The 21,953-nt window shown below is 72.8% G+C and carries 25 protein-coding genes and 2 pseudogenes; 11 read left to right on the top strand and 16 right to left on the bottom strand.

The window, feature by feature from the left end:
• Positions 1–62: 62 nt before the first annotated feature.
• Positions 63–845: a hypothetical protein gene (locus LJ221_RS09765; protein ID WP_241715442.1), complete on the top strand. Its 783-nt coding sequence runs from the start codon at positions 63–65 to the stop codon at positions 843–845.
• Positions 846–931: 86 nt separating this feature from the next.
• On the opposite strand, the gene LJ221_RS09760 is transcribed toward LJ221_RS09765, so the two are convergent.
• From LJ221_RS09760 to LJ221_RS09740, 5 genes and pseudogenes are all read right to left on the bottom strand, one after another.
• Positions 932–1,138, bottom strand: a complete 207-nt coding sequence (locus LJ221_RS09760) for a chaplin (RefSeq protein ID WP_241715458.1) — start codon at positions 1,136–1,138, stop codon at positions 932–934.
• A gap of 205 nt (positions 1,139–1,343) precedes the next feature.
• Positions 1,344–1,997: a response regulator transcription factor gene (locus LJ221_RS09755; protein WP_241715441.1), complete on the bottom strand. Its 654-nt coding sequence runs from the start codon at positions 1,995–1,997 to the stop codon at positions 1,344–1,346.
• A complete protein-coding gene (locus tag LJ221_RS09750; protein WP_241715440.1) occupies positions 1,990–3,129 on the bottom strand; it encodes a GAF domain-containing sensor histidine kinase in 1,140 nt (379 codons plus the stop codon). The genes LJ221_RS09755 and LJ221_RS09750 overlap by 8 nt, the downstream gene beginning before the upstream one ends.
• Positions 3,130–3,206: 77 nt before the next feature.
• Positions 3,207–4,139 (bottom strand): annotated as a pseudogene (locus tag LJ221_RS09745) (ABC transporter permease); the annotation flags it as partial.
• A gap of 36 nt (positions 4,140–4,175) precedes the next feature.
• Positions 4,176–4,367 (bottom strand): annotated as a pseudogene (locus LJ221_RS09740) (FHA domain-containing protein); the annotation flags it as partial.
• Positions 4,368–4,650: 283 nt separating this feature from the next.
• On the opposite strand from LJ221_RS09740, the gene serB reads away from it, so the two are divergent.
• Entirely contained in the window at positions 4,651–5,895 is a 1,245-nt protein-coding gene (gene serB / locus LJ221_RS09735) for a phosphoserine phosphatase SerB (RefSeq protein WP_241715439.1), read from the top strand.
• 51 nt (positions 5,896–5,946) lie between these two features.
• On the opposite strand, the gene LJ221_RS09730 is transcribed toward serB, so the two are convergent.
• The 4 genes from LJ221_RS09730 to LJ221_RS09720 form a co-directional block, all read right to left on the bottom strand.
• Positions 5,947–6,468: a histidine phosphatase family protein gene (locus LJ221_RS09730; protein WP_241715438.1), complete on the bottom strand. Its 522-nt coding sequence runs from the start codon at positions 6,466–6,468 to the stop codon at positions 5,947–5,949.
• 88 nt (positions 6,469–6,556) lie between these two features.
• The gene (locus LJ221_RS09725) at positions 6,557–6,772 is read right to left on the bottom strand and encodes a hypothetical protein (protein WP_241715436.1); all 216 of its coding nucleotides are present in this window, start codon (positions 6,770–6,772) and stop codon (positions 6,557–6,559) included.
• Between the two features lie 142 nt (positions 6,773–6,914).
• A complete protein-coding gene (locus LJ221_RS23330; RefSeq protein ID WP_254716882.1) occupies positions 6,915–7,031 on the bottom strand; it encodes an SGM_5486 family transporter-associated protein in 117 nt (38 codons plus the stop codon).
• Positions 7,032–7,047: 16 nt separating this feature from the next.
• Complete coding sequence (locus tag LJ221_RS09720; RefSeq protein ID WP_241715434.1) at positions 7,048–8,361, bottom strand: MFS transporter; 1,314 nt, start codon at positions 8,359–8,361, stop codon at positions 7,048–7,050.
• An 88-nt stretch (positions 8,362–8,449) separates the two neighbouring features.
• On the opposite strand from LJ221_RS09720, the gene LJ221_RS09715 reads away from it, so the two are divergent.
• Positions 8,450–9,130 (top strand): FadR/GntR family transcriptional regulator, encoded by a 681-nt coding sequence (locus LJ221_RS09715; protein WP_241715432.1) that lies wholly within the window; start codon positions 8,450–8,452, stop codon positions 9,128–9,130.
• Between the two features lie 82 nt (positions 9,131–9,212).
• On the opposite strand, the gene fabI is transcribed toward LJ221_RS09715, so the two are convergent.
• Together fabI and fabG are read right to left on the bottom strand one after the other, a co-directional pair.
• Positions 9,213–9,992: an enoyl-ACP reductase FabI gene (gene fabI / locus LJ221_RS09710; RefSeq protein WP_241715430.1), complete on the bottom strand. Its 780-nt coding sequence runs from the start codon at positions 9,990–9,992 to the stop codon at positions 9,213–9,215.
• 5 nt (positions 9,993–9,997) lie between these two features.
• A complete protein-coding gene (gene fabG / locus LJ221_RS09705) occupies positions 9,998–10,702 on the bottom strand; it encodes a 3-oxoacyl-[acyl-carrier-protein] reductase (protein WP_241715428.1) in 705 nt (234 codons plus the stop codon).
• 361 nt (positions 10,703–11,063) lie between these two features.
• On the opposite strand from fabG, the gene LJ221_RS09700 reads away from it, so the two are divergent.
• Positions 11,064–11,216, top strand: a complete 153-nt coding sequence (locus LJ221_RS09700; protein ID WP_241715426.1) for a hypothetical protein — start codon at positions 11,064–11,066, stop codon at positions 11,214–11,216.
• A gap of 57 nt (positions 11,217–11,273) precedes the next feature.
• Here LJ221_RS09700 and LJ221_RS09695 read toward each other — a convergent pair whose 3' ends face one another.
• Together LJ221_RS09695 and LJ221_RS09690 are read right to left on the bottom strand one after the other, a co-directional pair.
• Positions 11,274–11,516, bottom strand: coding sequence for a hypothetical protein (locus LJ221_RS09695; protein WP_241715425.1), 243 nt, complete (start codon positions 11,514–11,516; stop codon positions 11,274–11,276).
• 89 nt (positions 11,517–11,605) lie between these two features.
• The gene (locus LJ221_RS09690; protein WP_241715423.1) at positions 11,606–12,136 is read right to left on the bottom strand and encodes a DUF1648 domain-containing protein; all 531 of its coding nucleotides are present in this window, start codon (positions 12,134–12,136) and stop codon (positions 11,606–11,608) included.
• 131 nt (positions 12,137–12,267) lie between these two features.
• Between LJ221_RS09690 and LJ221_RS09685 the strand changes: the two genes are divergently transcribed.
• Both LJ221_RS09685 and LJ221_RS09680 read left to right on the top strand, forming a co-directional pair.
• A complete protein-coding gene (locus LJ221_RS09685) occupies positions 12,268–13,833 on the top strand; it encodes a TldD/PmbA family protein (RefSeq protein WP_241715422.1) in 1,566 nt (521 codons plus the stop codon).
• Positions 13,830–15,230, top strand: a complete 1,401-nt coding sequence (locus LJ221_RS09680) for a metallopeptidase TldD-related protein (RefSeq protein WP_241715419.1) — start codon at positions 13,830–13,832, stop codon at positions 15,228–15,230. Before LJ221_RS09685 ends, LJ221_RS09680 begins: the two co-directional genes overlap by 4 nt.
• A 97-nt stretch (positions 15,231–15,327) precedes the next feature.
• On the opposite strand, the gene LJ221_RS09675 is transcribed toward LJ221_RS09680, so the two are convergent.
• Positions 15,328–15,606, bottom strand: a complete 279-nt coding sequence (locus tag LJ221_RS09675) for a GlsB/YeaQ/YmgE family stress response membrane protein (RefSeq protein ID WP_241715418.1) — start codon at positions 15,604–15,606, stop codon at positions 15,328–15,330.
• Positions 15,607–15,821: 215 nt separating this feature from the next.
• Between LJ221_RS09675 and LJ221_RS23935 the strand changes: the two genes are divergently transcribed.
• Positions 15,822–16,328: a DUF3099 domain-containing protein gene (locus tag LJ221_RS23935; protein WP_374228416.1), complete on the top strand. Its 507-nt coding sequence runs from the start codon at positions 15,822–15,824 to the stop codon at positions 16,326–16,328.
• A 172-nt stretch (positions 16,329–16,500) separates the two neighbouring features.
• Positions 16,501–16,779, top strand: coding sequence for a hypothetical protein (locus LJ221_RS09665; RefSeq protein WP_374228415.1), 279 nt, complete (start codon positions 16,501–16,503; stop codon positions 16,777–16,779).
• Here LJ221_RS09665 and moaA read toward each other — a convergent pair.
• A complete protein-coding gene (moaA, locus tag LJ221_RS09660; RefSeq protein ID WP_241715416.1) occupies positions 16,762–17,751 on the bottom strand; it encodes a GTP 3',8-cyclase MoaA in 990 nt (329 codons plus the stop codon). The two genes, LJ221_RS09665 and moaA, sit on opposite strands and share 18 nt — an antisense overlap.
• Before the next feature lie 231 nt (positions 17,752–17,982).
• Between moaA and LJ221_RS09655 the strand changes: the two genes are divergently transcribed.
• Positions 17,983–19,512, top strand: a complete 1,530-nt coding sequence (locus LJ221_RS09655; RefSeq protein WP_241715415.1) for a S8 family serine peptidase — start codon at positions 17,983–17,985, stop codon at positions 19,510–19,512.
• 47 nt (positions 19,513–19,559) lie between these two features.
• On the opposite strand, the gene LJ221_RS09650 is transcribed toward LJ221_RS09655, so the two are convergent.
• Positions 19,560–20,528, bottom strand: coding sequence for a sterol desaturase family protein (locus LJ221_RS09650; RefSeq protein ID WP_241715414.1), 969 nt, complete (start codon positions 20,526–20,528; stop codon positions 19,560–19,562).
• A gap of 142 nt (positions 20,529–20,670) precedes the next feature.
• Here LJ221_RS09650 and LJ221_RS09645 point away from each other — a divergent pair, with 142 nt between their 5' ends.
• Positions 20,671–21,690: a DEDDh family exonuclease gene (locus tag LJ221_RS09645; RefSeq protein ID WP_241715413.1), complete on the top strand. Its 1,020-nt coding sequence runs from the start codon at positions 20,671–20,673 to the stop codon at positions 21,688–21,690.
• A gap of 20 nt (positions 21,691–21,710) precedes the next feature.
• A partial coding sequence (locus LJ221_RS09640; protein WP_241715412.1) for an SURF1 family protein occupies positions 21,711–21,953 on the top strand: 243 nt, incomplete at its 3' end.

The following is a 21,953-nucleotide window of genomic DNA, read 5'->3' as shown; positions in this document are numbered from 1 at the left end:
GGCACAGTCCCCAGGGAAAACCTACGCCACCACTTCCGCGTGGCTGTCCTTAGGCTGGGGGCATGCTCGAAGAACCTCGTTCCGGGCGGCTGGCCGCCTGGGGAAATGCCCTGTTCGCCGGAGTGGTGTCGCCCGACGAGGCCGCTTCGCGCATTGTGGGCGACGACACGGTGCACCGCGTGGCGGGCCTGCCGGACGAGCCCGGTGAGGTGAGTCTCACCCTCGCGCTCGGCCGGTTGCGCGCCTCGGGCGTGGCGGGTCTGCGGCTGGCGCTGCCCGCGCCGGGGCACCCGCTGGGACTGAGCGGGCCGCCCGGGTTCAACGCCCGCGCCCTGGAGGCCGGTGAGGCGGTGGTCGGGACGGGGGCGGCGCTGGGACTGGTGCCGCTGGTGCACGAGGCGGGCCCCGAGGGCGATGTGCGCACCGAGGTGGTGTGGCACTGTCTGCCGGTGCGCGAGGCCCCGCCCGCGGACGTGCCGTCGCTGGGGGAGGCCGAACGGGAGCTGGCGGAGGCGCTGCGCGAGGCGACCGAGGTGCTGGCGCGGCTGGACGTGGCCGGGTCCGGGCCGGTGGCCGCGGCGGCGCTGGAGGCGTACCGGGCCCGGGCGGAGACGGGCCGCACCCTGCTGGCGCCGGGTTATCCGCCGCGCGCGGTACGTGTTCTGGAGCTGGCGCAGCGGGTGGGCGCGCTGGTGGAGATCGCGGGCGGGCCTGAGCACGGCGGTGCGGTGAGCGCGGGGGCGATGGCGGCGCGGAGCGAGGCGCTGCGGCCGGTGGAGCGTACGGCCAGGCGGGCTGTGGTGGCGGCGTACAACGCGTATGTGGAGGAGCGTGAGCGGGGCTGAGCCGGGACCGGCCTCCCGGTCGGGTCCGGGGGGCCGGCCGTGCGGGGCGGGCGCGGGGGGGGTCGTCGGCCACCCCGTCCCCGCGCTCAGGCGTTGACGCAGGTGTTGCCGAAGGCCGGGTTCAGCAGGCCGATGACGTTGACGGTGTTGCCGCAGACGTTGACCGGTACGTGCACGGGCACCTGGATCAGGTTGCCCGAGCCGACGCCGGGCGACTGGGCGGCGGCGCCCTGCGCGCCCGAGTCGGCCGAGGCCGCGCCCGCACCGGCGGCGACGAGTCCGCCGGCCACCATCGCGACGGCGGTGATCCTCTTGAGGTTCTTCACTTCTCGATCCTCCTTGCGTTCGCCGCGGCCGGTCGCCGCGGCACGCACTGGAGAACGGGCCGGAGCCGGGCGCGACACGCGGCACCGGCCATGTCCACACGTTCGTATGAATTTAGGCACGGATATCCGCCGGAGGCGGCACACGGCGGGCCGGACCGGGGCCGGGCGCGCGTCAGTCGGCCATCCCGTGCCGGACGGCCCACAGCGCCGCCTGGGTGCGGTCAGCCAGGTCCAGCTTCATCAGGATGTTGGACACATGCGTCTTGACGGTCTTCTCGGAGAGCACCAGACAGCGCGCGATCTCCCGGTTGGAACGCCCGTCGGCTATCAGCGCGAGCACCTCGCGCTCCCGGTCGGTCAGGGCGGTGCCCCGGCCCGGCCCACCGCCCGTCCCCTCCTGACCGAGCAGTGCCCGGGCGACCTCCGGCTGCAGCAGGACGTGCCCGGCGCGCACCGAGCGGATGGCGCCGGCCAGGGCGTCCGGGTCGATGTCCTTGTAGACATAGCCGGCGGCGCCCGCGCGCAGGGCGGGGACGACGGTGCGCTGCTCGGTGAAGCTGGTGACGACCAGCACCCGGGCGGGGTTGCCCAGCTCGCGCAGCGTGCGCAGCGCCTCGACGCCGTCCGCGCCGGGCATCCTCAGATCCATCAGGACGACGTCGGGCCGCAGCTCCTCGGCGCGGGCCACGCCCTCCGCCCCGTCGGCCGCCTCGCCGACCACCTCGATGTCCTCCTGGACCTCCAGGAACGTGCGCAGCCCCCGGCGTACGACCTGGTGGTCGTCCACCAGCAGGACCCTGATCACCTCGACGGGCGCTTCAGCCACCGGGCACCTCCATCTCGATCACGGTGCCCCCGCCTGGCTCCGATTCCACCCGCAGCGTGCCGCCGGCCCCGTCCGCCCGGTCGCGCATCGACACCAGGCCCAGGCGGCGGCCCGCGCGGCGGACCTCCGAGGGGTCGAAGCCGCTTCCGTCGTCGGCCACCCGCAGAACGGCGCCGGTACCGCGGCGGGCGAGGGAGACGGTGACGCGCCGTGCGCCGGAGTGCCGCAGCGCGTTGTGCAGGGCCTCCTGCGCCACTCTCAGCAGCGCCTCCTCCTGGGCCGCGGGCAGTGCCCGCACACCCTCCGCGTCGAAGAGGACACGGGCGCTGTGCGCCCGGTCCAGGACCTGTACCTGGCTGCGCAGGGCCGCCACCAGGCCGTCCTCCTCCAGCGCGGCGGGACGCAGCTCGACGACGGCGGCCCGCAGTTCGTCGGCGGCCTCGGCCGCCAGGCCCGCGACCCGGCGCAGCTCCTCCCTGGCGCGGTCGGGGTCGCGGCCCACCAGGGCGGTGGCGGCCTGAGCGGTCAGACGCAGGGAGAACAGCTTCTGGGAGACGGCGTCGTGCAGTTCGTGGGCGATGCGGGCGCGCTCCCCGGCGATGGTCAGCTCGCGGCTGCGTTCGTAGAGGCGGGCGTTGGTCAGCGCGAGAGCGGCGTGCTCGGCGAGCAGGCGCAGCAACTCCTCGTCGTCCCCGGTGAAACCGCAGCCGCCTCCGGAGCGGTCGCACCGCTTGTTGGCGAGGAAGAGAGCCCCGAGGACCTCCTCGCCGTCGGCGATCGGCATGCCGATGAGGTCGGCCAGTTCCGGGTGGGCGTCGGGCCAGCCTTCGAAGCGCGGGTCCCGGCGGACGTCGGCGAGCCGCTGCGGGGAGGCGTCGCGCAGCATGGCGGCGAGGATGCCGTGCTGGCGGGGCAGCGGCCCGATAGCGCGCCACCGGTCGTCGCTGACCCCGGCCACCACGAACTGCGCGAAACCGCCGTGGTCGTCGGGGACGCCCAGCGCGGCGTACTCGGCGTCCAGCAGCTCGCGCGCGGAGGTCGTGATCGTCTGCAGGACGTCGCGGACCTCCAGGCGGCGGTTCATGGCGAGCAGGGCGGCGCTGACGGCCGCCAGCCCGGTTCTCGGGAGCATGCGGTCACGGTACCGGCGGGGGTCCGCGGGGCGGAGGGGCGGCTCCGGGGCCGCCCGGTCACGATGCGGCCGCGCGGTCACTTGCGCATGACCTCCGGCTCGTGGCGGCGCATCAGGCGGGTCACCGCGAAGCCGCAGGCGACGCCGATGGCGAGCAGGATCAGCATGTCCATCACCCACACTCCCGTGCTGTGCTCCCACAGCGGGTCGAGGCCGGTGGGGTTCTCGCGGTCCCAGGGGGCCATGGTGCGGGACAGGTCGACGGTGGCCCCGGTGTCCGCGACCGTCCAGCGCGAGGGCATCAGCCAGGCGACCTGTTCGATGCCGGGAGCGTCGAAGACCTGGAAGAGCACGCCGGTGAAGACCGGCTGGACGATCGCGAAGCCCACCAGCAGGGGCATGGTCATCTCGGATGTCTTCACCAGCGAGGAGATCACCAGTCCGACCATCATGGAGGTGGGACCGAAGGCGGTGATCCCCACGCACAGTTCGACGGCCGCGGGCATGATCAGGCCCTCTTCGGGCAGTTCACGCACCGAGAAGGCGATGGCGCAGATGATCACGCCCTGGCAGACGGTGATCACCCCGAGGACGACCACCTTGGACATCAGATAGGCGGACCTGGACAGGCCGGTGGCCCGTTCACGTTCGTAGATGACCCGTTCCTTGACCAGCTCGCGCGCCGAGTTGGCCGCGCCGGAAAGGCACACGCCGACCGCGAGGACCAGCAGGATGGTGCCCGCGTGCTGGTTGAAGCCCCCGGGGTTGCGCGTGAGGCCGTGGTCGGTGGGGATCACCGTGCTGACCATGCCCGGGATCACGGGCAGGATGACCGTCAGCGCCAGGAAACCCTTGTCCGAGGCGATGACCGACGTGTAGCGCCGGGTGAGGGTCCACAGCTGGGAACCCCGGCTCTGCGGCTTGGGATGCCGGGAGGCCGGCGGGGAGGGCGCCGCGTACCGCGCGTGCTGGGAGTGTGCCTGCTGCGGGGCGGCGGCGTCGAGGTCGGCGGGCCCGATGACCGCCGTGCCCGGCTTGGGCAGCGACTGGCCGTTGGCGTACGTGCCGTTGGTGCTGCCGCGGTCCTCGACGAGCCAGTTACCGCCACCCCAGCGCAGTGTGGCGTGCCGCCAGGAGACCCTGGCGTCGTCGACCACGACGTCACTCTGCGGATCGCGTCCAAGGGTGTACGGCCTGGACGGGTCGAGCGTCCAGGTCCGTCCGTTCAGTTCCAGCACGAGTTCCGGCACTCCATGCCCCACAAAGCTGTCCCCCGAGCTACCCCCTGTGACGAGGGGGCCAGGGATGGCGAACGATCGTGGAGGGACTATTCCAGGCCCGGCGGCCGGATATGAAGTCGCCCTCGGCCGACGGTTGCCGAACCGCTACGATCCGGCGCGCCGCCGCCAAAGAACGCGGGCGAGGGGGTGCGCAGCGCCGCCGGCGGTGCCTGACCTGGGCTGTCCGGGGTACGGACGTGCGTACGGAACCGCCCTGGTGCTCGATACCGTAGGGGTCATCATGAGCGCTTCGCAGACCCCGCCGCCCGTCCCCTCCGCCGCCGCGACCGGAGCGGACGCCGACGCCCCCACCCTCCTGGTGAAGATCTTCGGCAGGGACCGTCCGGGCATCACCGCAGGTCTCTTCGAGACGCTGGCCGCCTACTCCCTGGATGTCATAGACATCGAGCAGGTCGTCACCCGTGGCCGCATCACCCTGTGCGCCCTGGTCACCACGCCGGGCGGGAGCGGCGCCGAAGGGGAGCTGCGGGCGACCGTGCACTCCTGGGCGGAGTCGATGCGGCTCCAGGCGGAGATCATCTCCGGCCGGGGCGACAACCGGCCGCGCGGTACCGGCCGCTCCCACGTCACCGTGCTCGGCCATCCGCTGACCGCCGAGGCCACAGCTGCCATCGCCGCCCGGATAACCGGTGTCGGCGGCAACATCGACCGGATCTTCCGGCTGGCGAAGTACCCGGTCACGGCGGTGGAGTTCGCCGTGTCCGGCACCGGCACGGAGGAGCTGCGCACCGCCCTGGCCCCCAGGGCGGCGGCCCTGGGCGTGGATGTCGCCGTCGTCGCCGCCGGGCTGCACCGCCGGGCGCAGCGCCTGGTGGTGATGGACGTGGACTCCACTCTCATCCAGGACGAGGTGATCGAACTGTTCGCGGCGCACGCCGGCTGCGAGGAGAGGGTCGCCGAGGTGACCGCCGCCGCGATGCGCGGCGAGCTGGATTTCGAGCAGTCCCTGCACGCCCGGGTGGCACTGCTGGAGGGACTGGACGAGTCGGTCGTCGACAAGGTCCGCTCCGAGGTCCGGCTCACGCCGGGGGCCCGCACACTCATCCGCACGCTCAAGCGCCTGGGCTACCAGGTGGGCGTGGTGTCGGGCGGTTTCACCCAGGTCACCGACGATCTGCGGAAACGGCTGGGACTGGACTTCGCCTCGGCCAACACCCTGGAGATCGTGGACGGGAAGCTGACCGGCAGGGTCGTCGGGGAGGTCGTCGACAGGGCGGGCAAGGCCCGGCTGCTGCGCCGCTTCGCGGCGGAGGCCGGGGTGCCGCTGGCCCAGACCGTGGCGATCGGCGACGGTGCCAACGACCTGGACATGCTCAACACCGCGGGGCTCGGTGTCGCCTTCAACGCCAAGCCGGTGGTGCAGGAGGCCGCGCACGCCGCGGTGAACGTGCCGTTCCTGGACACCGTGCTGTACCTGCTGGGCGTCACGCGCGAGGAGGTCGAGACGGCTGACACAGCGCTCTGAGACCGCTCGCCCGTACGGGCCGGCACCGGCCCCGTTTCGGCCCGTACGGCGTCAGTCGTGCGGTGCCCAGTGCGCCTCGAGGCGGCCGGTTCCGAGCTCCACGGACTTCCAGGAACCGGTGAAGGAGAGCACGGCCGCGGCGGAGGTGGGAAAGCCGATGCGGGCGAGCCGGCTCCTGGCGTCCTCCTCGGCCTCTCCGGCGAGCGCGTCGGCCATGGTGTGCATGCCGGGGTTGTGGCCGACGAGCATGAGGGCCACGATGTCGTCCGGCACCTCGTTGACCACCGCGATCAGTTCGCCGAGCGAGGCCTCGTAAAGCCGCTCCTCGAAGACCGTCCTCGGCCGCTGCGGCAGTTCGTGGGCGACCAGTTTCCAGGTCTCGCGGGTGCGGGCGGCGGTGGAGCAGAGGGTGAGCTCGGGGACGATGCCGCTGGCGGCGAGCCAGCGGCCGGCGGCCGGTGCGTCCCTGCGTCCCCGTTCCGCCAGGGGCCTGTCGTGGTCGGCCACATCGTCGGGCCAGTCGGCTTTGGCATGCCGGAGGATGACGATCCTGCGTGACACATCGGCGCTCATGCCTCCAGCTTCGCACGAACGGCGGCGTGTGGCACGGGGAGTTGAGAACCCTCCCCGACCGGGTGACCTCGTGGGCGGAGGCGGCCGGTCAGCGGGACAGCAGTCCCCAGAGCCGGCCCAGCAGATCCGCGAGGTACCGCCGGGACTCGGCGTCGGCGGCCTCGGCCTCGCCGGCGCCCGCGAGCAGCGACAGCAGCACCGCGAAGGCGATCACGGGCAGCGCCGCGGCCCACCACGGCAGCCGTGCTTCCGCGCCGTCGGCCGTCGGCCGGGAGGTGTGCCGGGTGGGTGCGTGGGCCGTCATCGGGCTCGCCTCCGTCGTCTTCCGTGGCGTCTTGGCGGTGTACTACGACGCTACGGACCGCGGGGCGGCCGCTCCATCCGGTGATCCACCCATTGCCCCCTGAGGCCGGCCCCCTAGGGGATCGTGGGGCGGGCCGGTACGGCTACGGGGCGACGACGGAGGCGAGCACGCCGATCACGACCGTGACGCCGAGCATCGCGCCGAGGACGAGGAGCAGCTTCTTCTGGCCGTTGGACGGATTGGGTTCGAGCACTGGCATGGGCCCAGTGTCGCACTCAGCCGCCGTCCTCGACGCATCGGTCCCGGCGGCCCGCCACCAGGCCCACCGCGAGCTGGGCGGTCATCAGGGCGGCCATCAGGGCCAGGGGCGCGTGCCAGCCCCCGGTGTGCTGGTGGAGGGCTCCGACCAGCAGAGGCCCGGGAACAGCGATCAGGTAGCCGGTGCCCTGGGCGAAGGCGGAGAGTTTGGCGACCCCGGCGCCGGTCCGCGCCCGCATCCCGATCATCGTGAGGACGAGGGGGAAGGCGCAGTTGGAGACACCCAGCAGCAGTGCCCAGGCCCAGGCCCCCTGCGCGGGGGCGAGCCACAGCCCGGCGTATCCGCCCAGTCCGCAGCAGGCCAGGACGGCGACGAGGGGACCCTGGTGGCTGAGCCGGGCGGCGATCCGCGGCAGCACGTAGGACAGGGGGATGCTCATTCCCATGGTGAGCGCCAGCAGCAGGCCGGCCGTGGAGGCGGGGACTCCGGCGTCGCGGAAGATCTGCGGCAGCCAGCCCATGACGACGTAGGCGGCGGTGGCCTGGAAGCCGAAGAAGACGCCGAGCGACCAGGCGGTGCCGGAGCGGGTGATCCGGATCTCGGCGCCGGGTCCCTCCGCGGCGGTCCCGGCCGCACGGGCGCGGGCACCGCGTACGACCGGTGCCCACACCAACAGGGCGAGGGCGCCAGGCAGTGCCCACATCCCGAGCCCCAGGCGCCAGTCGCCGCCCAGCGTCCGGGCCGCCGGGACGGTGAGGGCGGCGGCCGCGGCGGTGCCCACGGAGAGCGACATGGAGTACAGGCCGGTCATCGGGCCGATCCGGTCGGGGAACCAGCGCTTGACGACCACGGGCATCAGGACGTTGCCGACCGCGATGCCCGCCAGCGCCAGGGCACTGGAGGCCAGGAACCAGGCCGTCGCGCCGGCGAGGGGACGCAGCGCCAGTCCGGCGGTGACGGCGGCCATCCCAGCGAGGACCACGGCGGCCGGGCCCCAGCGGCGGGCCAGCCGGGGTGCGGCGCCGCCGAAGACGGCGAAGCAGAGGGCTGGCGCGGAGGTCAGCAGCCCGGCGACGGTGCCGTTCATCGCCAGTGCTCCGCGGACCTCCTCCAGGAACGGGCCCAGTGCGGTGATGGCGGGGCGCAGGTTGAGGGCCGCGAGGACGATGCCCGCGACCAGCAGCCTCCGTGCCCACGGGGAGGCGCCCGCAACGGTGCCCGGGGAAACGTCGGGGGGAGCGCCCGGGGCGGGGTGGGTGCCTACGCTGTCCGGGTTCCCCCCTTCGGCCCCGTGGTCGATGGTCGCGGGATCCTCAGCCACGACATGCATCATAGAATCATCGGATGAATTGAGGCCACCTGGTGCGTCTCGCCGCTCACCCGTCGTACTCACCGCCCCCGCCGATCCGGGAAGTGCCATGCCCCTGACCTCACCCCGCCGCTCAGCCCTGGCCGACCAGGTCATCGATGCCCTGCGCGACCAGATCACCTCAGGAGAGTGGCCGGTGGGATCCCGCATCCCGACCGAGCCCGAGCTGGTCGAACAGCTCGGTGTGGCTCGCAACACCGTACGCGAGGCCGTGCGGGCGCTCGCCCACAACGGACTGCTGGACATCCGGCAGGGCTCGGGCACCTACGTGGTGGCCACCAGCGAACTCGCCGGGGTGATGCACCGCCGTTTCGCGGACGCCGACCCGCGCGACGTGGCCGAGCTGCGTTCGGCACTGGAGGCCGAGGCGGCCCGGCTGGCCGCGCACCGCCGTACCGAGCAGGACCTGCGCCAGCTGCGGGCGCTGCTCCGCCGCCGCGAGGCGGCCTGGGAGACGGGCGAGGTGGAGCGCTTCGTGGAGGCCGATGTCACGCTGCACCTGGCGATCGTCAGGGCGTCCCACAACGAGGTGCTGACCGCGCTCTACGCGGACCTCGGCACCGTCCTGCGGGCCTTCCTCCGCAACGATGTGGGCGAGGAGCTGAGGTCGGAGGGGTATCTGGACCACGGGCGGCTGGTGGACGCCATCGCCGACCGCGACACGGAGACGGCCGCGCGGGAGGCGGGCTCGTACGCCCGGACCTGCCGCGGCTCCGGTTCCCGCGGCTGACCCCTCCCTCCGGACACCCGGCCGCGAAGGACGTGCCGCGGCACTCGCCGGGGCCGCCTCCGGTCGCGCGATCGCGGGCGCGCTACGCGCCCATCATGTGGACACCGCCGTCCACGTGCACGATCTCGCCGGTTGTCTTCGGGAACCAGTCCGAGAGCAGGGCGACCACGCCGCGCGCGGCGGGCTCGGGATCGGTGAGGTCCCAGCCGATCGGGGCGCGGGTCTTCCACACGTCCGCCAGCTCCTCGAAACCCGGGATGGACTTGGCGGCCATGGACTTGATGGGCCCGGCCGACACCAGGTTGCAGCGGATGTCCTTGTGGCCCAGGTCGCGGGCGAGATAGCGGGAGGTGGACTCCAGTGCGGCCTTGGCCACGCCCATCCAGTCGTACTTGGGCCAGGCCACCTGCGCGTCGAAGTCCATTCCGACGACCGAGCCGCCGCGCTTCTCGAGCAGCGGCAGCAGGGCCATGGTCAGCGACTTCAGGGAGTACGCGGAGACCTCGACGGCCGTGGCGACCGACTCCCAGCCGGTGTTGAGGAAGTTGCCGCCGAGTGCGTCCTGCGGCGCGAAGCCGATGGAGTGCACGACACCGTCCAGCCCGACACCCTCGCCGAGGTGCTCGGCGACCTTGCCGGCCAGGGCCTCCAGGTGCTCGCTGTTCTGCACGTCCAGCTCGATCACCGGGGCTTCCTTGGGAAGCCGCTTGGCGATGCGCTGCACCAGCGTCAGCCGTCCGAAACCGGTGAGGACGACCTCGGCGCCCTCCTCCTGCGCCAGCCGGGCGACGTGGAAGGCGATCGAGGAATCGGTGAGCACCCCTGTGACGAGGATGCGCTTTCCGGCGAGAAGTCCGCTCATGACGTTCAGTGACCCATGCCCAATCCGCCGTCCACGGGAATGACGGCTCCGGTGATGTACGCGGCCTCCTCCGAGGCCAGGAAGCGCACCGAGGAGGCGACCTCCTCGGGCTGGGCGTAGCGGCCCAGCGGGACCTGTTCGACGATCTTCGCGCACTGCTCGTCGGTGAGCGCACGCGTCATGTCGGTGTCCACGAAGCCCGGCGCGACCACGTTGCAGGTGATGTTGCGGGAGCCCAGCTCCCGGGCGACCGAGCGGGCGAAGCCGACCAGACCGGCCTTGGAGGCGGCGTAGTTGGCCTGCCCCGCCGAGCCCAGCAGGCCGACGACGGAGGAGATCAGCACGATGCGGCCCCCGCGGGCACGGAGCATGCCCCGGCAGGCACGCTTGACGACCCGGAAGGTGCCGGTGAGGTTGGTCTCCACCACGGACGTGAAGTCCTCCTCGGACATCCGCAGGAGCAACTGGTCCCGGGTGACGCCGGCGTTGGCGACCAGTACCTCGACCGGCCCCTGCCTCTCCTCGATCTCCTTGTATGCCTGCTCCACCTGCTCGGCGTCGTTGATGTCGCACTTGACTGCGCAGAAACCCTCCGGCGGCTCACCCGAACGGTAGGTGACGGCGACCTTGTCGCCCGAGTCGGCGAACGCCCGGGCGATGGCCAGGCCGATGCCGCGGTTGCCTCCGGTGACGAGAACCGAGCGGCTCAAGGGAACACCCTCTTCCGTAGGGAGCAGGTACTCCGCAAGAAACTACCGTCCGGCCCCGTGCGCCGGGGAACGGACCCCGACAGGGGCTCTGCCGGGCTCCTGTGGGATTCCTACAGAAATCCGTCCCGGGCCGGGGCGCACACCGGGCCACGGAGTCCGTACAGGGAGCGACTGTACGGGAATCAGACGACCACACAGCGTTTCGTTCCACTACCCCGGGCCGCGCGTGCTGCAAGAGCGCCAGGAGGCGCGTCATGACGGTGATGCCCGACGGACCGACGGCCACAGACGTTCCCTCCGGCACCGCCCGCTCCAGGGCGCTGTGCCGCGCTCTGCCGGACATGGGGAGCAGGCCGCCACGGTGTTCTGGCGCCCGTCCGGACGGGGTTACGACTCGCGGCTGACCACCCCCTTCGGCGAGCCGCTGCGCGTCCCCGGGGCCTTCGGCCGCGATCTGGACACCTCGGGGTTCAAGACCCCCGCCGGGGAGCCGGACAGCACGGAAGGCCGGTGAGACGGACCGGCTCCGCCGGGGCCCGGTGAGCGGGGCGTCCGCCCCGGACCAGCCGGATCACCCCTCCGGGGCCGGCGGGCCGGTGACGACGGGTTCGGCGTCCGGGCCACGATCCCCCTCCCCGGCCTCCTCGCCCTCCTCCCCGGGGCGTTCTCGTCCGGTCCGCGTGGACCGCTCCTCCCCTTCGGGGCGCCGCTCCCGCCGCTCCTTCTCCCCCTCGCTCCTCCCCTTGCCCGCGCCGGTCCTCATCTCGGACGGGTCGTGCTGCCTGCCGTCGTAGGGCCCTGAGTAGTCGCTCACGGCACGCTCCTTCCAGCGGTTCCCTCTCCGGCGGGCCGGCCTCGGCCGCGAGTACCCCGGTACGCCGCGCGGACACACCGGCGGCCGGATCACCGCCGGCTCTCGCGGCGGTCCCGCAGGGCCGCGGCGAGCACGGGCACCAGACCGAGCGCCAACGGGGCGAGTACCGCGGCGAACAGCCAGGCGGACACCTGCGGATCCGGATCGGTGCGCCACATCACCGCACACGTCACCGCGATCGACAGGCCGATGCAGAAGCCGAGCAGGAGGGTGGCCCTGGCCGTCCGCAGCGCCGAGGCCCGGGTGGCGGGGCGGTTGATCAGGGAGGAGGTCCGCTCGCCGGGGGCGAGTTCGTCCTCGGTGCGCATCCGCAGCGCCGCCGCCGCGGTGGCGGCCATCAGCGTGATGGTCCCGGCGTATACCAGGACGGGGAGGAAGACCGCGCCGACGGACTTGTCCGCCCAGGCGTCGACCCCGCCGGGGCCGATGTGCCGCGGCACCTTCTCCGGCAGGCCGGGGTACACCGCGGCGCCCCAGACCGTCAGCCCCGCCAACAGCGCGAGCTGCGGCAGCAGCCACACCCACGGGAAGCCCGGCCGGCTCTCGTTCCCGTCCTCCATGTGTCCCTCCCCCGTCGTTTCCCTCTCCGTCTCCCTGCCCCCCGTGCCGGTCAGGGTAGACCGGTTCCGGGCCCCGGCCGGCCGGCGGAGCGTGGTTCACTGCGGTTATGCATCGACAAGGAGGAGCGTCCGTGGCGCACGAGATCGATGAGTCCTTCCTGGCGCTGCCGCTGCGCGCGCTCGCCGACGCGGCGCTCGCGCGGGCCCGGGCCCTGGGAGCCGAGCACGCCGACTTCCGTTTCGAGCGGAACCGCAGCGCCTCCTGGCGGCTGCGCGACGCGAAGCCGGCCGGGTCGTCGGACATCACCGATGCCGGATACGCGGTGCGTGTGGTGCACGGCGGCGCGTGGGGTTTCGCCTCGGGGGTGGATCCGACGATGGACGCCGCCGCGAAGGTGGCGGGCCGGGCCGTGGAGATGGCGAAGCTGTCGGCGAGGGTCGCCGAGGCCGCCGGAGAGAGTGCGGTCGCGCGGAGCGCCTCCGCCGGGGACCGGTGGGCGATGGGCGGACGGGTCGAGCTGGCGGACGAACCGGTGCACGGCGAGCGCGTCTGGGTCTCCTCCTACGAGACCAATCCGTTCGACGTGCCGGACGCGGAGAAGACCGCCGTGCTGGCCCAGTGGAGCGACCGCCTGCTCGGGGCGGACGGCGTCTCCCACGTGGACGCCTCGCTGCTGACCGTGCAGGAGAACAAGTTCTACGCGGACACCGCCGGCACCGTCACCACCCAGCAGCGCGTCCGCCTGCACCCGGAACTGACGGCCGTGTCCGTGGCCGACTCCGGCGCCTTCGACTCGATGCGGACCCTGGCCCCGCCCGTCGGCCGGGGCTGGGAGTACATGGCCGGAACCGGCTGGGACTGGGACGGGGAGCTGGCACGCATCCCGGAACTGCTGGCCGAGAAGATGCGCTCGCCCGGTGTGGAGGCGGGCTCCTACGACCTGGTGGTCGACCCCTCCAACCTGTGGCTGACGATCCACGAGTCGATCGGCCACGCCACCGAACTGGACCGGGCGCTGGGATACGAGGCGGCGTACGCGGGCACCTCCTTCGCCACGCCCGACGGGCTCGGCACGCTGAAGTACGGCTCGCCGGTGATGAACATCACCGGCGACCGCACCGCCGAGCACGGGCTGGCCACCGTCGGCTACGACGACGAGGGCGTCGAGGCGCAGTCCTGGGACCTGGTCAGGGACGGGGTCCTGGTGGGCTACCAGCTCGACCGGCGGATGGCGAAGCTGACCGGGCTGGGCCGCTCCAACGGCTGCGCCTACGCCGACTCCCCCTCCAGCGTCCCCGTGCAGCGCATGGCGAACGTCTCGCTCCGGCCCGATCCGGACGGGCCGTCCACCGAGGAGCTGATCTCCCGGGTGGAGCGGGGGATCTACGTGGTGGGCGACCGCTCGTGGTCGATCGACATGCAGCGCCACAACTTCCAGTTCACCGGGCAGCGTTTCTTCCGGATCGAGAACGGACGGCTCGCCGGGCAGCTGCGCGACGTGGCCTACCAGGCCACCACCACCGACTTCTGGGGCTCGATGGAAGCCGTGGGCGGGCCGCGGACGTACGTACTCGGCGGTGCGTTCAACTGCGGCAAGGCCCAGCCGGGCCAGGTCGCCTCCGTCTCGCACGGCTGCCCCTCCGCGCTCTTCCGCGGCGTCAACATCCTCAACACCGCCCAGGAGGCCGGCCGATGACGAAGCCCCCCGCTCCCCACGAGCTCGTCGAGCGCGCCCTGGCGCTGTCGCGGGCCGACGGCTGCGTGGTCATCGCCGACGAGGAGTCCACCGCCAACCTGCGGTGGGCGGGCAACACGCTGACCACCAACGGGGTCACCCGCGGCCGTACCCTCACCGTCGTCGCGACCGTCGACGGCTCCGAGGGGACGGCGTCGGGGGTGGTCTCCCGCTCGGCCGTCTCCGGCGACGACATCGAGCCGCTGGTGCGGGCCGCGGAGGAGGCCGCGCGTACGGCGGGCCCGGCCGAGGACGCCCGGCCGCTGGTGGAGGGCGTGCCCGCCTCCGCCGGCTTCACCGAGGCCCCGGACGAGACGTCCTCGTCGGTGTTCGACTCCTTCGCTCCGGCGCTGGGCGAGTCCTTCGCTCGGGCCCGCTCCGAGAACCGGGAGCTGTACGGCTTCGCCCACCACCAGGTGGTCTCCACCTACCTGGGAACCTCCACCGGGCTGCGGCTGCGGCACGACCAGCCCACCGGCACCCTGGAGGTCAACGCCAAGTCCCCCGACCGCGCCCGCTCGGCATGGGCGGGGCGGGCGACCCGCGACTTCGCCGACGTCGACCCCCTGGCGCTGGACGCCGAGCTGGCCCGACGGCTGGAATGGGCCGGGCGGCGGGTGGAGCTGGAGGCCGGACGGTACGAGACGCTGCTGCCGCCCAGTGCCGTGGCGGACCTGCTGATCTACCAGATGTGGTCGTCGGCGGGGCGCGACGCCGCCGAGGGACGCACCGTGTTCAGCAGGCCCGGCGGCGGCACCCGGGTGGGCGAGCGGCTGTCGGAGCTGCCGCTGAGGCTCTACAGCGATCCGGGCGCCCCCGGTCTGGAGGCGTCGCCGTTCGTGATCGCGCACTCCTCCGGTGACGACGCCTCGGTCTTCGACAACGGCCTGCCGCTGCGGGCCACCGACTGGGTGCGCGGCGGAGAGCTGCGCCATCTGCTGACCACCCGGCACTCGGCGGAGCTGACGGGTCTGCCGGTGGCCCCCGGGATCGACAACCTGGTCCTGGACGCGGGCGGCACCGCGTCGCTGGAGGAGATGGTCGCCGGCTCCGGACACGGCGGCCCGGCGCTGCTGCTGACATGTCTGTGGTACATCCGCGAGGTGGATCCGGCGACGCTGCTGCTGACCGGGCTGACCCGCGACGGCGTCTACCTGGTGGAGAACGGCGAGGTCACGGGCGCGGTGAACAACTTCCGCTTCAACGAGTCGCCGGTCGACCTGCTGTCCAGGGCCACCGGGGCGGGGCGGACCGAGCGCACCCTGCCGCGTGAGTGGTCGGACTGGTTCACACGGGCGGCGATGCCCGCCCTGCGTGTGCCGGACTTCAACATGAGTTCCGTCAGCCGGGGTGTGTGAGCCGGCCCCCGGCAGGCGCCCGAGGGCCGGCCGGACGCACGGGGAGGGGGGGGCGCGTCCCGTCGCGCCGCCCCCCCCCGCGGACCGCTCCGTTCCGTCAGGCCGTCCGCCTGCCGCCTCCCCTGATCCTGGCGTACAGGGGCGTGCCCAGCGCGACGATCAGGACGGCCCCGGCGAGCTGGAGCAGGTGCCGGATCCAGTCGATGCCCGCGGTGTCCTCCACACCGATCCCACCGGCCACGGCGTTGCCGATGACACTGCCGATGATCCCGAAGACGGCGGTCAGCCACAGCGGGATGTCCTGCTTGCCGGGAAGGATGGCGCGGGCCAGCACACCCAGAACCAGACCCACGACGATCGCCCACAACCAGCTCATGTCGCCTCCTCGTGCGGAGCGCTCCGTGCACAGCGCGTTCGGTTCGTGCGGTGGGACGCCGCCCGCCCGTACGGCCGCTGAGCCGCCCGGATGAGAGCCGTCCCCGGCACATCGGGTGCCCTCCACCCGGCGTCGTATGCGGCGGAGTCGGGGCGTAGGGTGGAAAAGGCCGGGAACCAGGCGGGAACGCTCCCGGAAACCGGCCGCAGGAGCAGGTGGTGAGTGTGAGGCACAGGCAGCGCGGTCCCGCGGTCTTCCGGATCACCGGAGCCCGTCAGGGGCTGGCCGAGGACGTCCGGGGCCGGGAGCGGCGCTACGTGATCTCGATGCTGGTGCGCACCGCGGCGGTCCTGCTGACCGTGGTGCTGTGGAACGTGCAGCGCCCGCTCGCCGTGGCAGCACTGGTAATCGGCGCGACCCTACCGTATGTGGCGGTGGTGATCGCCAACGCGGGACGGGAGAACACTCCCGCGCTCCCCGACTCCTTCGTCCCCTCACCGCCCCGGCGGGCGCTGGGGCCGGCAGACGCCGGAGAGGGGGGGGCCGGGCCGCGGGCGCGCACGATACGGCAGGAGCCATCGGAGCCGGAGGTACCGGAGGAGGCCCGGGAGCCGGAGCGCGGGCCGGAACCGGGCCGTGAGCAGGGCCCGGGCGGCCGGGAGTACCGGCGTCCGGAACCCGGGCAGGAGCCGAGCCGTCCGGACCCTGGCCGGCGCGACTGATCTCCTCGGCCCGGAAGCTCAGGAAAACCTCAGACCAATCGCGCTGTTCCGGTCCCCTGCCGCCGGGTGCGCGTGTCATACTGCGTACACGCTCCGCATCCCCCGTCGGAGCGACAGACCGACGCCGGGCGGCTCCCCCCGTGGCCGCCCGGCGTCGCCGTGTTTGGATGGGGTGGTGACCGATCCCGTGACCGCCTCCCCGCCCGAGACCGCCGTCCCCGTCTGCTCCGCCAAGGGCTGCCGTGAGGTCGCTGAGTGGGTGCTGGCCTGGAACAATCCCAAGCTGCACACCCCAAAGCGCCGCAAGACCTGGCTGGCCTGCGAGGAGCACCGCGAGCACCTGTCGCGGTTCCTGGGGATGCGGGGCTTCCTGAAGGACGTGGTGGCCCTCGCCGAGTGGGAGGGTGGCACGGACCGGGAGGGGCCGAAGGGGTCAGCCGCCGATCGCTGACATCGGACGAGCCGGCTGGAGGAAGGCCGGGTCGTCCAGGCCCGAGCCGGCCTTCTTGCCCCACATCGCCGCCTTCCACAGCCGTGCGATCTCGGCGTCGTCCGCGCCCGCGCGCAGAGCGCCGCGCAGATCCGACTCCTCGCGGGCGAAAAGACAGGTGCGGACCTGGCCGTCGGCCGTCAGCCGGGTGCGGTCGCAGGCCCGGCAGAAGGGCCTGGTCACGGAGGCGATCACGCCGACGCGGTGCGGGCCGCCGTCGACGATCCAGCGCTCGGCGGGCGCCGATCCCCGACTCTCCTCCTCTTCCGGGGTGAGGGAGAAGCGGGTGCGCAGGGAGGTGAGGATGTCGCCCGCGGTGATCATGCCCTCGCGGCGCCAGCCGTGCTGGGCGTCCAGCGGCATCTGCTCGATGAAGCGCAGTTCGTAGGCGTGCTCGACGGCCCAGGAGAGCAGGTCGGGGGCCTCCCCTTCGTTGAGGCCCGGCATCAGTACCGCGTTGACCTTGACGGGGGAGAGCCCCGTCTCGCGGGCGGCCGCCAGACCGGCCAGGACGTCGGCATGGCGCCTGCGGCGGGTCATCCGGTGGAAGACCTCGGGGTCGAGGGTGTCCAGCGAGACGTTGACCCGGTCCAGCCCGGCCGCGCGCAGCGCTCCGGCGGTGCGCTCCAGACCGATGCCGTTGGTCGTCAGCGACAGTGTCGGACGCGGCTCCAGGGCGGCGCAGCGCTCGACTATGCCCACCAGCCCGGGGCGCAGCAGCGGCTCGCCCCCGGTGAAGCGCACCTCCTCCACACCGAGCAGGGTCACGGCGACGCGGACCAGGCGGACGATCTCGTCGTCCGTGAGCAGCTCGGGCTTGGCGAGCCACCGCAGACCCTCCTCCGGCATGCAGTAGGTGCACCTCAGGTTGCACCGGTCGGTGAGCGACACACGCAGATCGGTGGCGACCCGGCCGTAGGTGTCCAGCAGCATGCCGACAGCACCCTCCCACGGTTGGACATCTGCCTCGCAGCGTACGCGACGCCCGTGCCGCCTGCCCGGGCACCACGTCGGGAACAGAGGTTCGGTGTTCGATGAGGAGTTCCATCATTGCCGCTTCCCCCGCATGAGCGATAGCTTCCGTCGTCATACATCCGTACGGTCAGATCCGATAGCTGAACGGATTGTTGAGAACCCCTGCGTTCACACAGACACGGAGAACCCATGGCATCGAGACCCTCCAGCCGTCGCCGCGCCGTCGCGGTGCCGGTCGGGTTGGCACTGACCGCCTCCCTGGCCCTGCTGCCCGGCGCCGGCACGGCGCTGGCCCAGGAGACCGGAACCCCGGCCCCCGTGACGGCTGCCGCGGACGGCGGGCAACTGTCGTACGTGGTCAACACCTCCTCTCACCCGGGCACGATCCGGCGGGTGGAGCGGGAGATAGCCAAGGCTGGTGGGACGGTCGTCGTCACCCACCGCGAGATCGGCGTGATAGTCGCCCACTCGGCGGACTCCGGCTTCGCGGAGCGGATGCGCGAGGTGCGCGGCGTGCACTCCGCCGGCGCCACCCGCACCGCGCCGCTCAAGGCCGCGGGGACGACCGAGGTCGGCGCCCCGCAGTACGTGGCGGAGGCGGCCCGCACCAGCGCGGCCACGGCCGCCTCCGAGGGCGAGCCGATGGAGGCCGACCTGTGGGGCCTGCGCGCCATCCGCGCGGACGAGGCCGCGAAGGTCAACCCGGGCAGCGACAAGGTCACCGTCGCGGTCATCGACACCGGTGTGGACGACACCCACCCGGACCTGGCCCCGAACTTCTCGGCGCGCCAGTCGGCGAACTGCGTCGGCGGCGTGGCCGACACCTCCGAGGGCGCCTGGCGCCCGTACACCGACGGTGACTACCACGGCACGCACGTCGCGGGCTCCATCGCCGCGGCGCGCAACGGCGTCGGCGTGGCGGGCGTGGCGCCGGGCGTGAAGGTCTCCTCCATCAAGGTGAGCGAGCCCGACACCAGCCTCTTCTACCCGGAGGCCGTGATCTGCGCGTTCGTCTTCGCGGCCGACAAGGGCGTGGAGATCACCAACAACAGCTACTACGTCGACCCGTACCTGTACAACTGCGAGGACGACGCCGACCAGGGCGCGGTCGTGGAGGCGCTCCGCAGGGCCTCACGCCACGCCGAGCGCAGGGGCACGCTGCACATCGCCTCGGCGGGCAACTCCAATCACGACCTCGCCTCCGACGCGATCCTCGACGCCTCCAGCCCGAACGACACCACACCGGTCGAGCGCACCATCGACCCGTCCGAGTGCCTGGACCTGCCCACCCAGCTGCCGGGCGTGGTGACGGTCACGGCCACGGGTGTGCAGGACCTGAAGTCGTACTACTCCAGCTACGGGCACCGCGTCGCCGACGTGGCGGCGCCGGGCGGCGACCGGTTCCAGATCCCGGACACCCCGTCGGGCAACGGCCGGATCCTGTCGACCATGCCGAACGACTCCTACGCCTTCCTGCAGGGCACCTCGATGGCCAGCCCGCACGTCGCGGGCGTGGCGGCGCTGCTCAAGAGCAAGCACCCCTGGGCGAGCCCGGCGATGCTCCAGCTCATGATGAAGGCGCAGGCGGACAACCCCGGCTGCCCGGAGACCTACGACCCGGACGGCAACGGCGTCGAGGACTCCACCTGCGAGGGCGGCAAGCGCGTCAACGGCTTCTACGGCTACGGCATCGTCGACGCCCTGGACGCCGTCGAGTAAGCCGGGCGGCCGCCGCGCGGCACAGCCGGCGGACCGCCGGCGGTCCGTCAGGAAACGGTGGAGACCGAGGGGCCGGGTCCGGTGGGCCCGGCCCTTCCCGTCTCCCGCGCGGCTCCGGCCGTTTCCGGCGCTTCCGCCGCTCCCGGTGTGCCGGGGGCCGGTCCGCGCGGTCCCGGCTGCCAGCCGGGACCGCGGAAGAGCCGCCCGGCGGCCTCGCGCCAGTCGCGCGCCGCCCGCAGGTCCCGGGCGATCGCCGCGTACTCGTGAGTGGCCACGCGCAGCGGGTTGTGGGTGTCGATGTTCTTGGTCAGCCCGTAGACGCACGGCTCGGTCTCGGGCGCGAAGGAACCGAAGAGCCGGTCCCACACGATGAGGATCCCGCCGAAGTTGCGGTCCAGGTAGCTTCCCTGGGAGGCGTGGTGGACCCGGTGGTGCGAGGGCGTGTTGAACACGTACTCGACCGGCCCCGGCAGTCTGCCGATCCGCTCGGTGTGGATCCAGAACTGATAGACCAGGTTGACCGAGTGGCAGAAGGCGAGCGCGGCCGGGTGCATGCCCGAGGCGATCAGCGGCAGGTAGAACGGCCAGCCGGTCAGGGACGTCCAGGGCTGGCGCAGCGCGGTGGTGAGGTTGAACCTCCGGCTGGAGTGGTGCACCACGTGGCAGGCCCACAGGATGCGGACGACATGGTGGCCGCGGTGGGACCAGTAGTAGAAGAGGTCCTGCGCGAGGAGCATCGGCAGCAGCGTCCACCATTCGACGGGGATCCGCAGCGGGGTGAGTGCGTAGACGGCCGAGTAGACCGCCACGATCGGGATCTTCCACAAGGCGTCGAAGAAGAGGCTGCCCAGGCCCATGGAGAGACTGGTCGCGGCGTCCTTGGCCTCGTAGCCCGCGACGGGGCTGCCCGGCTCCTCGGGACGCAGGCGGTAGCTGACCATCTCCAGGGCCGTCAGCAGCATGAAGGCGGGTACGGACCACAGCACGACGTCGGGGAGGTTCGGCACGCTTGGCATGAAAGCACCGTAGAGCCGCCCGGGACCGGCGGCCAGGGTCTGTTACCGACGAGTATGCGAGACGTTCCGTCAGCAGTCCGCTCATCCGGAGTGAGTCACGGTACCGCGAGGGTGTCAGTGGCGGCCCGTATTCTCTGGAACCATGCTCGATGACCAGTCGGCGGCCCAAGCGCGGCCCGCAGCGCAGCCCAGCACCCCGGCCTGGCCCACCGAATACCCCGACGCCTACGCGGTGGTGGACGTGGAGACCACGGGGCTCGCCCGGGACGACCGCATAATCTCCGCGGCCGTCTACCGGCTGGACGCACGGGGCGACGTGATCGACCACTGGTACACCCCGGTCAATCCGCAGCGGGATCCCGGGCCGACCTGGATACACGGGCTGACGAGCGAGATGCTGGCCGACGCCCCGCTCTTCCCGCAGATCGCCGAGGAGTTCGGCGAGCGGCTGCGGGGCCGGGTACTGGTCGCGCACAACGCGGTCTTCGACTGGTCGATGATCGCCCGGGAGTACGCCCGCGCCCGGCTGCCGGTCCCCGTGCGGCAGCGACTGTGCACCATCGCCCTGTCCAAGGAACTGGACCTGCCGCTGGCCAACCACCGGCTGGAGACCCTCGCCGCGCACTACGGCGTCGTCCAGCGCCGGGCACACCACGCGCTGGACGACGCCCGGGTGCTGGCCGAGGCGTTCCGGCCGAGCCTGCACCTGGCGGCCGCCGACCGCATACGCCTGCCCCTGCTGGCCTGCCGGCCGCTGACCGAGTGGACCGACTCCACCGTCTCCCCGGGCCCCTCCTCCGGCGCCGCCGACGTGCGGGACACGCGGCCCTACGCGGGCGGCTGGCGCCCCTCGCGCAGACGCCCCTCCTGTCCGTATCCCAACCCCGGCCGGTACGAGCCGGGCAAGCCGCTGGTCCAGGGGATGCGGGTGGCGATCTCCGGGGACACCTCCGTGGACCGGGAGCTGCTGGAGGACCGGGCGGCCGAGGCCGGACTCCACATCGCGAGCGGCGTCTCCCGGCTCACCAGCCTCCTGGTCACCAACGACCCCGGCTCCGGCACCTCCAAGGTCGCCAGGGCACGCGCCTTCGGCACCCCGGTGATCGACGAGGCGGCTTTCACCCAGCTGCTGCGGGAGGTGGCCCCCGCCCCGGGGGGATGACGACCGGCGGGGTACGGTCGATGACCGTGCCACCCCTGTCGTCCGCACCCCCCGCCTCCGCGTACCGCTTCCTGCTGTCCCGGCAGTGGGTGGCGCTCACCCTCGTCGCGCTCGTGCTGATCCCGGGCATGGTCAGACTCGGCTTCTGGCAGCTCCACAGACACGAGGACCGGGTGGCGCGCAACGAGCTGGTGGCCGGGAGTCTGGCCGCCGATCCGGTGCCCGTGGGGGAACTGGCCGCTCCGGGCCGCGGCCCGGCCGAC

The sequence above is a fragment of the Streptomyces sp. CNQ085 genome, assembly GCF_022614595.1.
Lineage (GTDB): Bacteria > Actinomycetota > Actinomycetes > Streptomycetales > Streptomycetaceae > Streptomyces.
The sequence above is the reverse complement of the archived record's forward strand: the minus strand, read 5'-3'. Positions and strand labels throughout refer to the sequence as shown.

What these genes read in the sequence shown, in the direction of transcription:
- moaA (WP_241715416.1), bottom strand. Translation starts at nt 17,751, where the DNA reads ATGCTGCTGGACACCTACGGCCGGGTCGCCACCGATCTGCGTGTGTCG.
- LJ221_RS09690 (WP_241715423.1), bottom strand. Translation starts at nt 12,136, where the DNA reads ATGGAGGACGGGAACGAGAGCCGGCCGGGCTTCCCGTGGGTGTGGCTG.
- LJ221_RS09645 (WP_241715413.1), top strand. Translation starts at nt 20,671, where the DNA reads ATGCTCGATGACCAGTCGGCGGCCCAAGCGCGGCCCGCAGCGCAGCCC.
- LJ221_RS09680 (WP_241715419.1), top strand. Translation starts at nt 13,830, where the DNA reads ATGACGAAGCCCCCCGCTCCCCACGAGCTCGTCGAGCGCGCCCTGGCG.
- LJ221_RS09720 (WP_241715434.1), bottom strand. Translation starts at nt 8,361, where the DNA reads ATGCATGTCGTGGCTGAGGATCCCGCGACCATCGACCACGGGGCCGAA.
- LJ221_RS23330 (WP_254716882.1), bottom strand. Translation starts at nt 7,031, where the DNA reads ATGCCAGTGCTCGAACCCAATCCGTCCAACGGCCAGAAGAAGCTGCTC.
- LJ221_RS09760 (WP_241715458.1), bottom strand. Translation starts at nt 1,138, where the DNA reads ATGGTGGCCGGCGGACTCGTCGCCGCCGGTGCGGGCGCGGCCTCGGCC.
- LJ221_RS09675 (WP_241715418.1), bottom strand. Translation starts at nt 15,606, where the DNA reads ATGAGCTGGTTGTGGGCGATCGTCGTGGGTCTGGTTCTGGGTGTGCTG.
- LJ221_RS09765 (WP_241715442.1), top strand. Translation starts at nt 63, where the DNA reads ATGCTCGAAGAACCTCGTTCCGGGCGGCTGGCCGCCTGGGGAAATGCC.
- LJ221_RS09725 (WP_241715436.1), bottom strand. Translation starts at nt 6,772, where the DNA reads ATGACGGCCCACGCACCCACCCGGCACACCTCCCGGCCGACGGCCGAC.
- LJ221_RS09650 (WP_241715414.1), bottom strand. Translation starts at nt 20,528, where the DNA reads ATGCCAAGCGTGCCGAACCTCCCCGACGTCGTGCTGTGGTCCGTACCC.
- fabI (WP_241715430.1), bottom strand. Translation starts at nt 9,992, where the DNA reads ATGAGCGGACTTCTCGCCGGAAAGCGCATCCTCGTCACAGGGGTGCTC.
- serB (WP_241715439.1), top strand. Translation starts at nt 4,651, where the DNA reads ATGAGCGCTTCGCAGACCCCGCCGCCCGTCCCCTCCGCCGCCGCGACC.
- LJ221_RS09750 (WP_241715440.1), bottom strand. Translation starts at nt 3,129, where the DNA reads ATGCTCCCGAGAACCGGGCTGGCGGCCGTCAGCGCCGCCCTGCTCGCC.
- LJ221_RS09730 (WP_241715438.1), bottom strand. Translation starts at nt 6,468, where the DNA reads ATGAGCGCCGATGTGTCACGCAGGATCGTCATCCTCCGGCATGCCAAA.
- LJ221_RS09655 (WP_241715415.1), top strand. Translation starts at nt 17,983, where the DNA reads ATGGCATCGAGACCCTCCAGCCGTCGCCGCGCCGTCGCGGTGCCGGTC.
- LJ221_RS09715 (WP_241715432.1), top strand. Translation starts at nt 8,450, where the DNA reads ATGCCCCTGACCTCACCCCGCCGCTCAGCCCTGGCCGACCAGGTCATC.